The organism is Lentzea sokolovensis, assembly GCF_033949975.1.
In the GTDB taxonomy this organism is placed as follows: Bacteria; Actinomycetota; Actinomycetes; order Mycobacteriales; family Pseudonocardiaceae; genus Lentzea; species Lentzea sokolovensis.
In genome coordinates this window covers 517,496-528,993 of the sequence record NZ_JAXAVU010000014.1, presented here as the reverse complement: position 1 = coordinate 528,993, position 11,498 = coordinate 517,496, and the positions used below count along the sequence as shown (strand labels likewise).

8 protein-coding genes and 1 pseudogene are annotated in these 11,498 nt (G+C 70.9%); 2 read left to right on the top strand and 7 right to left on the bottom strand.

Annotated features, from left to right (window positions below):
- Nucleotides 1-16 precede the first annotated feature (16 nt).
- The 5 genes from SK854_RS36480 to SK854_RS36460 form a co-directional block, all read right to left on the bottom strand.
- Nucleotides 17-2,143, bottom strand: a complete 2,127-nt coding sequence (locus tag SK854_RS36480; protein ID WP_319979697.1) for a hypothetical protein — start codon at nucleotides 2,141-2,143, stop codon at nucleotides 17-19.
- A 208-nt stretch (nucleotides 2,144-2,351) separates the two neighbouring features.
- Entirely contained in the window at nucleotides 2,352-5,039 is a 2,688-nt protein-coding gene (locus tag SK854_RS36475; protein ID WP_319979696.1) for an AfsR/SARP family transcriptional regulator, read from the bottom strand.
- Between the two features lie 49 nt (nucleotides 5,040-5,088).
- Nucleotides 5,089-5,520: a hypothetical protein gene (locus SK854_RS36470; RefSeq protein WP_319979695.1), complete on the bottom strand. Its 432-nt coding sequence runs from the start codon at nucleotides 5,518-5,520 to the stop codon at nucleotides 5,089-5,091.
- 95 nt (nucleotides 5,521-5,615) lie between these two features.
- A complete protein-coding gene (locus SK854_RS36465) occupies nucleotides 5,616-6,101 on the bottom strand; it encodes a universal stress protein (RefSeq protein ID WP_319979694.1) in 486 nt (161 codons plus the stop codon).
- A 13-nt stretch (nucleotides 6,102-6,114) separates the two neighbouring features.
- Entirely contained in the window at nucleotides 6,115-7,638 is a 1,524-nt protein-coding gene (locus tag SK854_RS36460; RefSeq protein WP_319980051.1) for an MDR family MFS transporter, read from the bottom strand.
- 103 nt (nucleotides 7,639-7,741) lie between these two features.
- Here SK854_RS36460 and SK854_RS36455 point away from each other — a divergent pair, with 103 nt between their 5' ends.
- A complete protein-coding gene (locus tag SK854_RS36455; protein ID WP_319979693.1) occupies nucleotides 7,742-8,323 on the top strand; it encodes a TetR/AcrR family transcriptional regulator in 582 nt (193 codons plus the stop codon).
- Here SK854_RS36455 and SK854_RS36450 read toward each other — a convergent pair.
- Nucleotides 8,311-8,901 (bottom strand): short chain dehydrogenase, encoded by a 591-nt coding sequence (locus SK854_RS36450; protein WP_319979692.1) that lies wholly within the window; start codon nucleotides 8,899-8,901, stop codon nucleotides 8,311-8,313. The genes SK854_RS36455 and SK854_RS36450 overlap by 13 nt on opposite strands.
- Nucleotides 8,902-8,970: 69 nt before the next feature.
- Here SK854_RS36450 and SK854_RS36445 point away from each other — a divergent pair.
- A pseudogene (locus SK854_RS36445) lies at nucleotides 8,971-9,750 on the top strand (LysR family transcriptional regulator); the annotation flags it as partial.
- On the opposite strand, the gene SK854_RS36440 reads toward SK854_RS36445, so the two are convergent.
- Nucleotides 9,731-11,386, bottom strand: coding sequence for a PucR family transcriptional regulator (locus SK854_RS36440; RefSeq protein WP_319979691.1), 1,656 nt, complete (start codon nucleotides 11,384-11,386; stop codon nucleotides 9,731-9,733). The pseudogene SK854_RS36445 and the gene SK854_RS36440 overlap by 20 nt on opposite strands.
- Between the last annotated feature and the right edge of the window lie 112 nt (nucleotides 11,387-11,498).

Genomic DNA, 11,498 nt, shown 5'->3' with positions numbered 1-11,498 from the left:
CCGTTGGGAGGGCTGATCAGCGGGCGTCGAGGCTGGACACGTGCACGGCGTTGTCCGGACCGCGCACGGCGACCCAGGTCGATCCGTTCGCGCCGGGCGCTCCGCCGACCGCGCCGGTCAGCGCGTTGCTCACGAACTGGTCGCGCTTGGTCCACCAGGTGCCAGCGCCGTCGACGAGGTCCTGCTGCCACAACGTGTAGTCGCTGCCGCGGACGAAGACGTTGACCCGGTCGCCGTTGGCCACCGCCGTCGGGCTGCCGCTGATCACGCCGCCCAGCGAGGTCCACGCGGACCAGCCGTTCGCGGTGCGCCTGCGGTACCAGGCGGAGTCGTCCTGCAGCCGGACCGTGACGAACGTGCCGGCCGCGACCGTCGCGGCGGAGGGCCTGCCGTAGATCTGCTGGTTGCCAGGGGAACCGACCGACGTCCAGGTGCTGTTGTTCTTGTCGCGCGTCCACACGCGACCGTCGGCGCCGCGGCCGAACAGGCTCCAGCTGTCCGGTCCGGTGAAGGCCACCGACACGGAGTCGGTCAGCGTGCCGCCGAGCGAGGTCCAGTTGCCCCACTTGCCGTTCGCGAAAGTCCGTTGGTAGGCCACGTTGTCGGTGCCGCGGACGAACAGGTCGATCCGGCCGTTCGGGCTCGCGAACGCCGACGGCTGGCCGAGGATCTGGCCGTTGCGCGGGCCACCGAGCACGACCCAGTTGCGCCACTCGCCGTTGACCAGCGAGCGCTGCGTGAGGCGTCCGGACCTGTCGCGCGCGAACGTGGCGAGGTTCTTGTCGTCCCAGCGGATCAGGGCCGGGCTGGCCGAGGTCTCGCCGCCGACGTCGGTGCCGGGAACAGCCGTCTCACCGCGCAGCTTGAGGAACGCCGTGCCGTGCGCGGGAACCGTGACGGTGTAGGTGCCGGTCGCCGTGCCGCGGTCGGCGCGGGCGCGCAGGTCGCGGATGGAGACACTGCCGCCGAGGCCGGTGTCGGCGAGGTTGACCGTGAACTCGGCGGGCTGGTCGTTGCGGTTGAGGACCGCGACGGCCCGCTCACCCTTGCCGGACAACACCTTGCTGTACACGTCGACGTTGTTCGCACCGGCGACGCGCACGCCCTGGATGGCCAGCGGGTCCTGGTCGACCGCGATGATCTCGGGGTTCTTCAGCGTCTCGATCATCGACGGCGGCAGCGTGCGCGGGTCCGACCCGATGATCAGCGGCGAGGCCATCACCGACCACATGACGAGCTGAGAGGTCGACTCCTCCTCGTTGAGCTCGTAGGTGCCCTGTTCCGTCTTGCGCATGGGGATCAGGTAGTCCGGGTCGTTGTAGTGACCGGGCCCCTGCGCGCCGGGCCGGTAGAGGTTGCGATCCATGTTGCGCAGCACGTCGCGCCAGATGCCCTCGTACGGCGTGCCGAACGCGACGTCCGTGCTGGTGCGCCACGAGTCACCGACGCGCGGCCCGTACGTGTAGGCCACGTAAGCGGTCTGGTCCCAGCGGTGCGGCACGCCCCACTCGTCGGTGACCGGGTTGCAGAGGTTGAGGATCATCTTGCGCCCGGCCTTCTGCACGGCAGCGGAGAACTGCGTGAAGGCGACGGCCGGGTCCATGTTCTGCGCGATGCCGCACAGAAAGTCGATCTTGATGGCGTCGAACTTCCACCCGGCGAACTGCTTCGCGTCCGCCTCGTAGTACCCGCCACCACTGCCGGCGGCGCAGTTCTTGCCGTCCCACGCCCCGGCGTCGGTGTAGATGCCCGCCTTCAAACCCTTGGCGTGCAACGTGTCCACCAGCTTGGTGAACCCGGAGGGGAACCGCGCGGGGTCGGGCACGAGCGCACCCTTGCCGTCGCGCGGCGGGCTCGCGTTCCACCCGCCGTCGATCCAGACGATGTCGTAGCCGGCCTTCGCGAGGCCGCTGCTGACGAGGTGGTCAGCCACCCCGAGCACCTTCTCCTCCGACGCCGCGCCAACGGCGAAGTAGGAGTTCCACCCCATGTACGGAGTGCGTGCGATGCCCGAGTCGTAGTAGGTGGGCGCGCCTTGGTCGACACCCGCGTGTTCGACCGGGGTGGACGGTGCGGCGGCGACCGCCGTGGGCGCCAGCAGCGCCAGGGCGATGGTGGCCACGGACAGCAGGGTTCTCGGCATACCCGTACCTCTCGTCGTCGAGTGGCCAAAGCATGCTTCGGCCACTCGATCGCGTCAAGAATAAATACTAAATTAAGTTTAGAAATCCCAGCGCCCGCACGTACCGTACAGTGCTCCGACCTATGACAACGAGACAAGTTGATCGCGCGCCGACAGTGCGCTCAACTTGCTGGTAGAGGCTCTTCGGGCCAAGTCGTCGTTCGCGATGTCATCCGAGGTGTTCGAGCAACTCGCTCATCCGCTCGGCATCCGCGGTCCGGTCCAGCCGCAGGTACAGCTCCCTGGCCTCGGTCCAGGCCGCGTGCGCCTGCTTTCGTTCACCAAGAGCCGCGTGCGGGCGTCCGAGGTGCTCGAACACGTCCGCGATGACCTCGGCGTGGTACCCGAGTTCGCGCAGCATGGTGATCGACTGCCGGTGCCGGGCGATCGCCTCGCGATGCCGTCCGGTGAAGTGGTCGACGTACCCCAGGCTGTCCACCGTGGTCGCGATGCCGAGCGGGTAGTCGTTGGCGCGGTGGATCTCGAGCGCTTCCTCGCAGTGCGAGCGGGCCATGTCGTAGTCACCGGTGCGGGCGGCGTGCCACCCCACCAGGTTCAGCGCCTCGCCCACGAGATTCTCGTCGTGGTCCCGCGCGATGGTGAGCGCCTGCCGTGCGTGGTCCAGGGCCCGGTGCTCTTCACCCCGGCGTTCCCACATCCATGCCAGGTCGAAGTGCGCGTTCATCTGCGTGACGAGGCCGTGCTCCTGGGCCTGGGCCAGGGCTCGGTGCAGGGTGTCGGCGGCCTCGTCGAACTGGTCCAGCCTGACGTGGGCACGGCCGAGGCGGAGGTGTGCGCGCACCCGGTTCCGCACGTCCGGCAGGTGCCGGGAGGATTCGGCCGCCAACCGCCACATCTCCAGGTCCTCCTGGTAGGTGCCTCGGCGGTGGACGTAGATCCGCTGGGTCCACGCGATCTGCCAGACGACCTCGTGCCGTCGCTCTGCCGCGGCCTGGTGCAGGAGAGCCTGGAGACAGGCGTACTCCGAGTCCAGCCAGGCCACCGCGGCGGCGGAGTCGGGAAACTCGACGGGCAACGCTCCCGTGGCGGGTGGTCCGAGCTCGACCCTGCTCTGGTGCGGGTCCACCAGATAGGCGGCGGTGCGGGCGGTGTGCAGGTAGAAGTCGGTCACCCGCAGCACCGCGGTCTCGTCGTGGACCTCGGTCGTGGCCGCGTAGGCACGGATGAGGTCGTGCATGGCATAGCGGCCGCGTGAGTCCTGGAACAGCAACGACGCCAACTGGAGCTCCCGGAGCACGCGGGTGGTCGCGGCCGGTGTCAGTCCGGCGAGGCTGGCGGCGGCCGGCAGTCCGATGTCCGGGCCCGGTGCGATCGCGAGCAGGCCGAAGACCCGTTGCTGATCCTCGGACAACGCCCGGTGCGAGGAGACCATGACGGCGGGCAGGCTGGCCAGTGGGTCGTCGTCGTCCAACGCGTCCACGCCGAACTCGCGCAGTTCCGCCGCCAGGCCGGTCAGCGAGAGGCCGGGGTTCGTGAGCGCCCGACCGGCCAGCAACCCCAGTGCCAGCGGGAAGCCGCGGCACCAGTCCAGCAGCGCGGTCACCGCGTTCGGTTCGGCGGCGACGCGTGCCGCGCCGAGGCGGTGCTCCAGCAGGGTTCTCGACTCGGCCTCGCCCAGCACCGTCAGGTCCAGGTGGCCCGCGCCGTGCCGGGCGATCAACGTGCTCAGCACCCGGCGGCTCGTCACCAGCACCGTGCACGCGTGGCCGCCCGGCAGCAGCGGCACGACCTGGTCGGCGGTCGCCGCGTTGTCCAGCAGCACCAGCATCCTGCGGTCCGCGACGAGGCTGCGGAACAGCGCCTCTCGCGCGTGCGGCTCGGCCGGGATCTGCTCGGCGGCGACGCCCAGCGCGTCGAGGAACCCGCGCAGCACCGTCGCCGGGTCCAGCGGGGCGTTGTCCGGGGTGAAGCCGAGCAGGTCGACGAACAGCTGGCCGTCCGGGAAGCGATCGGACCGTTCGTGCGCCCAGTGCAGGGCGAGCCACGTCTTGCCGATGCCGCCCGCGCCCGCGATCGCCGAGATCACCACCGCGCCGGTCGACCCGGCCACCGCCGCGTCGAGCCGGTCGAGCTCCGCGCGCCGTCCCACGAACGGCGTCGGCGTGCCGGGCAGCTGACGCGGCACGGCCCTGGAGGCCTTGGGCGCTCCGGCGAGCAGCTGGGTGTGCAGATCCTGAAGCGCCGCACCGGGATCCGCGCCGAGCTCGGCGACCAGTCGTTCGCGCACGAGCCGGTAGTGCTCCAGCGCGTCCGCCGTGCGCCCGGCCTGGTGCAGCGCCGTCAGGTACTGGCCCGCCACCCGTTCGTCGAGGGGGTGCTCGGCGGCCAGCGCCGCCAGTTCCGCGACCAGCTGGGCGCCGTGCCCCAGCCGCAGCCGCGCGTCCACGTGGTCGTGCAGCACCGCGAGCCGCTCCTGCGCCAGCCGGTCGCGTTCCTCCGCGGCCCACTCACCGGACAGCCCCGCCAGCGGTTCGCCGCGCCACAGTTCCAGCGCCTCGGCGAACAGCCGGGCCGCTTCCGCGGGGGACTCCGCCCGTCCTGCGGCGCACAGCTCCCGCGACCGGTGCAGGTCGACCGGTCCCCTCAGCACGTACCCGCCCGACCGGCGTGCGATGCCCACCTCGCCGCCCGCCAGCGCCTGCCGCAGCCGGGAGAGGTAGCTGTGCAACGTCTCCCGGCCACGCCGGGGCACGTCGTTTCCCCAGACCCGGTCGAGCAACCGGTCCACCGGCACGACCTGGCCGGCGTCCACGGCCAGTGCGGCCAGCAGGCACCGCTGCTTGGGCGGCCCCAGGTCCGTCTCTCCCGCGGACACCTCGCCCAGCAGACGCAACACGCTGATCAGCCTCCCTGTTCGGAGAGTACTGATCAGCGTGTCGCCCGCGTCAGCGCAGGTCGTACCTCATGAACACCCTGGTGGGGAACGGCTTGCCTGCTCCGTCGCGCAGCTCCAGGATCACGCGGTCGGCGCCACCGGCGATGTTCGCCTCCAGCGGGATGTTGATGGGATGGTCCTTGTCGCACTGGGGGCTGGTGCTCCCGACGTCGAGCGCCACCTCCTTGTCACCCGGCTGCTTGTCGATCGCCCAGGCGTAGAGCGTGCGGCAGCCGACGAAGTGCCCGGTGCCGACGACGCTCGCCGACCGGTTGTAGAAGGTGACCCTGCCGGTCACGTAGGTCGCGCCGAACTTGAGATGGCTCATCTCGATGTCGGCGTAGGGGTAGTCGGCGGCCGCCGCGGAGGGTGCGGCGCCGAACACCATGCCCGCGGTGGCGGCGAGCGCGGTGACCCCGGCGGCCAGTCTGGTCTTGAGCATGTCGTGCGACTCCTTGAGCTGTGGTCCAGAACTACAGCCCGAAGCGTCGCGTCACGACCATGCGGAATCCTTGCGGGAAATCTGCAATGTCCAGGTCAGGGCACCACGAGCACCGGCCAGTGACCCAGCTTGATCAGCCGGGTCGCCACCGACCCCGCGAACCGGTGCCCCGCCTGCTGCGACGCCCCGACGATCACCATGTCGGCCTGGCACTGGTCCGCCGAGTCCCGCAGCACCGTGCACGGATCGCCGAACGCCTTGACGAACGTCACCGGCACGTCGAGTTCCTCGGCGAACGACCGGACCTGGTCGCTCAGTTCGGCGTGCAGCCTGGCCGTCGCCTCGTGCTCGAAGACCGAGGCGACGGCGGGGCTCAGTGCCGCCAGGGACGAGTGGCACGCCACGAACGTGACGACCAGTCGTGCTCCCTGGCGGCGGGCCAGGCCGAACGCGGAGGCCGTCGCGCGCATCGCGGTGTCGGAGCCGTCGATGCCGACCAGGATGGTCCGGGACGACGGCCGGGGAGCGGGACCGTAGGAGTCCACTGTGGACGCGAAAGCGTTGTTCAGGCCGGCGCTCATGGTTCCCCCTCGGTTATCGCGCGACCGCTGAGTCTGCTTCCTTCTTCTCGAGATCGATCGTCGTGCGCAACGTGATCGGCTTGAGCAGCAGTGCCGCGATGATGCCGATCACGCCGACCGCGGCGGAGATCAGGAAGATGTGCGCCGTCGCGTCGCCGTAGACGGTGTGCACGATCGTCTGGACCTCGGGCGGCAGGGCCTGCAGGTTCAGCGCGCTGGTGCTGCCGGTCGACTGGCCCGCCGGCACGTGCAGCGCGGCGGAGAGGTCGGCCGTGACGCGGTTGGCGAGGACCGCGCCGAGCACCGAGACGCCGATCGTGCCGCCCAGCGAGCGGAAGAACGTGACGGACGCGCTCGCGGCGCCCAGTTCGCTCAAAGGCACGCTGTTCTGCACCGCCAGCACGAGGTTCTGCATCGTCATGCCGACGCCGATGCCCACGACGGCCATCGCGACGCCGACGATCCACAGCGCGGTGGCGTGGTCGACGAAGCCCAGGCCGAGGAAGCCCAGCACCAGGATGATCGTGCCGGAGACGATGTACGGCTTGATCCGGCCGGTGCGGCTGATCATGCGGCCGGAGATCGTGGACGACAGCAGCACGCCCGCCATCAGCGGAATGGTCAGCAGGCCCGCCTCGGTCGGCGAGTAGCCGCGGCCGATCTGGAAGTACTGGCCGAGGAACACCGCGCCGCCGAACATCGCCATGCCCACCGAGAGGCTCGCGATGATCGCCAGCGCCGGGGTGCGCTGGACCACGATGTGCAGCGGCACAACGGGTTCCTCGACGCGCAGTTCCACCGCGATGGCGGCGCCGAGCAGCACGAGGCCGGCCCCGACCATGGCACCGGTCTGCCACGACAGCCAGTCGAACGAGTTGCCGACGAACGAGACCCAGATCAGCAGCACGCTCACGCCGGCCGCGATCAGCGTCGCGCCGAGGTAGTCGATCTTCACGTTCTCGCGGCGCACGGTCTCCAGCTTGAGCGTCGCCTGCAGCACGACGAACGCCAGCGCGGCGATCGGCACGGCGACCCAGAAGCACCAGCGCCAGCCGAGCCACGACACGTCGACGATCAGGCCGCCGAGCAGCGGGCCGCCGACCGTGGCGACGGCCATGACCGCGCCGAGGTAGCCGTTGTAGCGGCCGCGTTCGCGCGGCGGGATGATCGCGGCGATCACGACCTGCACCAGCGCCTGCAGCCCGCCGACGCCGAGGCCCTGGAACGCGCGGGCGGCGATGAGCTGCCCGGTGTCCTGGGCGAAGCCCGCGAGCAGCGACCCCACCACGAAGATCACGATCGCGGCCTGGACCAGCGTCTTCTTGTTGAACAGGTCGGCGAGCCTGCCCCAGAGCGGGGTGGTGGCCGTCGCCGTGAGCAGGGTGGCCGTGACCACCCAGGTGTACTGCGTCTGCGTGCCGTTCAGCGAGCCGATGATCCGCGGCAGCGCGGTGGAGACCACCGTGGAGCTGACCATGGCCACGAACAGCGCGAGCAGCAGTCCGGACAGCGACTCCAGCACCTGCCGGTGCCCCATCGCCTGAGTCTCGATCTTCACGTCCCGCCCCTTCGTCGCCACAATTCTTGCGCGTCGTGCAAATTTGCGCAATGAGCAACTTACACCGGCTACGCTGAACGCCATGGAGACCCTCACCACTCGGCGCGAGCTCAAGAAGGCGGAGACCAGACGGTCGCTGGCCGGAGCGGCGTTGCGGCTGGCGATGGAGCACGGTCTCGACGGGGTGACGGTCGAGGACATCGCGGACGCGGCGGGGGTCTCGCGCAGGACGTTCTCCAACTACTTCGCCAGCAAGGAAGAGGCCGTTCTCGACTCCGACCGCGAACGGTTCAGGGCGCTGGTCGCGCTGGTCGGGGCCAGGCCGGAGCACGAGGGCGCCTGGCAGGCACTGCGCGCGTCGACCGCGGAGCTCTACCGCGACCGGCCCCTCCCGGACGTCGAGTGGATGGCCCAGCTGCGGCTGTTGCGCCGGCATCCGTCACTGATCGCACGCCAGGCAGGCGACCAGGTCGCGCTCGAACGCGACCTGACCGCCGTTCTGGTGCTGCGCGGGCCGGACGAGGAGATCGCCCGGCTGATGGCGGCGACGTTCCTCGCCACGATCCGCACCGGCATCGCGCTGTGGCTGGAGGGCGCGGGCGAGCAGCGACTGCCCGACCTCGTCGACCGGTTGCTCAGCCGCGTGCAGGTTCAGAGCACGTAGACCTGCCCGGTCTGCCGTCCCTCGATCGAGCGGACGTACGCCTGCGCCACGTCGGCCAGCGGCACGGGCTTCATACCGGGGAAGTAGTCGCCGTACGCGTCCAGCGCCTCGGTGAAGACCGTCGGGCTGACAGCGTTGACGCGCTGCGGGGCGATCTCGATGGCGGCGGCCCGCACGAACGACTCCACGGCGCCGTTGACCAGCGAGGCCGCGGCACCCGTGACGATCGGTTCGCGCGCCAGCACGCCGGTGATCAGCGTGAACGACTCGGTGACGTGCGCGAGGCCTTCGCGGACCAGCGCGACCTGGGACAGCACCTTGCCGGTCAGCCCGGCCTGGTAGTCGTCGATCGTCAGCTCGCCGAACGGCTTGAACGGCACGTGCCCGGCGGCCGACGCGACGGCGTCCACCTGCCCGACGGTCTGGTAGAGATCGGCCACCTGGGCCGGGTCGGTCACGTCGTACTGCAGGTCGCCTCCAGTGCGCGAGACGGTCACGACGTCGTGCTTGCGTTCGACGAGCACCTCGTGCACGGCGGTGCCCAGCTTGCCGGTCGCTCCAACGAGCAGAATCCTCATGCCCTCGACGCTAGAACCGCTCCGAACGCGAGTGAAATGCCGTTCGTGCAGCACTTATGATCGGTGGTCATGAATGTCGAGCTGCGTCACCTGCGAGCGCTCGCCGCGATCGGCGACCATCGTTCGATCACCGCGGCCGCGCAGGAGCTGCACGTCACGCAGCCTGCTCTCTCGCGCACGCTCGACCAGTTGGAACGGCGTCTGGGCGTGCGCCTGGTGGAACGCACGACCCGTCACGTCGCCCTGACCGAACCAGGCCAGCGGCTGTGGGAGCACAGCCACCGCATTCTCACCTCGCTGGACTCGGCGCTGGCCGAAGCCGTGCGGCCCCAGCCGCTCCGGCTCACCTTCGCCTGGGCCGCGCTCGGCGAGTACACGATCCCGTTCCTGCGGGAGTGGCGCGCCGAGCACCCGGACGTGCTCGTGCACATCCGCCGCACCGACGACCCGGAGGCGGCGCTGCGGCGCGGCGAGGCGGACGTCGCCGTCCTGCGCACCGAACCGGCCGGCGCGGACATCGACCACGTGGCGTTGCTCGACGAACCCCGCGTCGCTGCCGTCGCGGACGACCACCCGCTCGCGGCCCGCGACGCCCTGCTGCTCGCCGACCTGGCAGGCGAGTGCGTCGCGGTGTGCGAGACGGCGGCGACGACCGGCGCCGATCTCTGGCCGTCCGGGGCAAGACCGCGCACCGTCGACGTGCCCGGCGTCGTCGAGTGGCTGACGTCGATCGCGACCGGCGCGACGGTCGGGGTCACGGCGGCCGGCAGCAGCCACCACAACCCGCATCCCGGCGTCACCTACCTGCCGCTGGCCGACGCCGAGCCGATCACCGTGCGCCTGGCGTGGCCGTCACCGGCGGCGCATCCGTCGACCGGGGCGTTCGTCGCACTGGCGCGGCGCCGTCTGGCCGCCACAGCCGCAGCTGCAGCATCGCCGCGAACCGCGCGTCCGGATCGCTGAGGTCGATCTCCCCGACCTCCGACAACCGTCGCAGCCGATAGCGGAACGTGTTGGGGTGCACGAAAACGGCGGCCGAGGCGGCGACGACGTCACCGAAGGCGTCGAGCCACGCGCCGAGCGTCTCCACGAGGTTGCCGCTGTGCTTGTGGTCGTAGGCGATCAACCGCGCCACCGGCCCGGTCAGCGTGTCCCCGCGTTCGGCGATCAGGTCCGACAGCTCCAGCAACAACCCCTCACTGTGCACATCGGACACTCGCGCCACCGCGAGCGTCGCCCGTCCGGCCCGCAACACGCGCAGCACGAGATCGGCACCGGCCCGCGACCGCGAGAGCGTCGGGCCGTCGGACACCTCGCCGACGCCCACCAGCACCTGGTGGCCGATGCGGTTGCGGAAGTCCGTGGCGATCCGCAACGCCCGGTCCTCCGACTCGGCGGGCAGGATCGCGTAGGCGACGTCGCCGATCAACGCGGCCGCGGCGCGCGGGTGCACCGCGGTCAGGTGCATCGCGAGCGCGTCGGCGACCTGCTGCCGTTCGGCCAGCAACCGGGCGTGCGCGGCCGGGTCGTCGCCGTGCGAGTGGGCCAGTGCCAGCGCCAGCACCACGCACGCCTGGTCGGCCAGCCCGAGCCGGCGCACCGCCTCCGTGGCCCCCTGACCTCCTTCGACGGCGGTCGAGACCAGGTCCGCGCGCAACCGTCGTTCGACGTCGGCACCCGCGCGCTGGCGCATCATGTGCAGCGCCACGAGCTTGGCCGCGTCGCCGAACGCGGCGGACCTGTCCGGGGACAGCGGCCCGCGCACAGCCGCCCAGATCGAGCCGAGGAACTCGTCGCCCGCGCGCACCGCCACGGCGAGGCGGGGCAGGCACAGCGAGCCGTCGTCGGCGAGCAGCCCCTCGATGTAAACGGCCTGGTCGCTGCGGTAGAGCCGCTGGAACACCCCGCGCTGCTCCAGCATCCGCGTGTAGCGCGCCGGCACCTTCCTGCCCAGGATCGTCTCGACGCGTGACGGATCGGCCTCGTCCTGGCGGCCCGAGAACGCGAGGACGCGCGAGCTGCGGTCCTCGATCGTCACCGGGGCGCTGATCAGCGACGCCACCGCGTTGGCCAGGGCGAACAGGTCCCCGGCCGGCACCCCGCCGAGCGTTTCGGACGGGTCGACCTCGCCCTCGGCCAGCAACGACCGCAGCATCGCGGCGAGCTGCGTCCACGACGCGCCCGGCGCCAGGCCGAGCAGGACGACGCCGGACCGGTCGACGGCGCGAGCGATCTCGTCCGTGACCACGACGGGACCGCGCACGACGAGCGCCGCGGCCCCGTCCAAGAGACCGAGGATCTCCGCCGGGTCCCGCACGCCGACGCCCAGCACCAGCGCGGACGGCGGCAGCGCCTGGTCGTCGTCGGGATCGTGGATCACCACCCCGCCGACGTCGGTGGCACGGCTCGGATCACCACGCACGAGGTCGATCAGCGTGGTGCCGAGGTCGTCCAGCACGCGGGCGAGGCCTGTTCGCGGACTCATGTCCACCACCCTGCCAACCGTCTACAGAGGAATCCTTTGAGGGTTCAACGATTGGAGTCTACTGGCGCGCCAGCGTGTTCAGACTGGTCAGGCGTCCTTCAGCGGCTCCGGG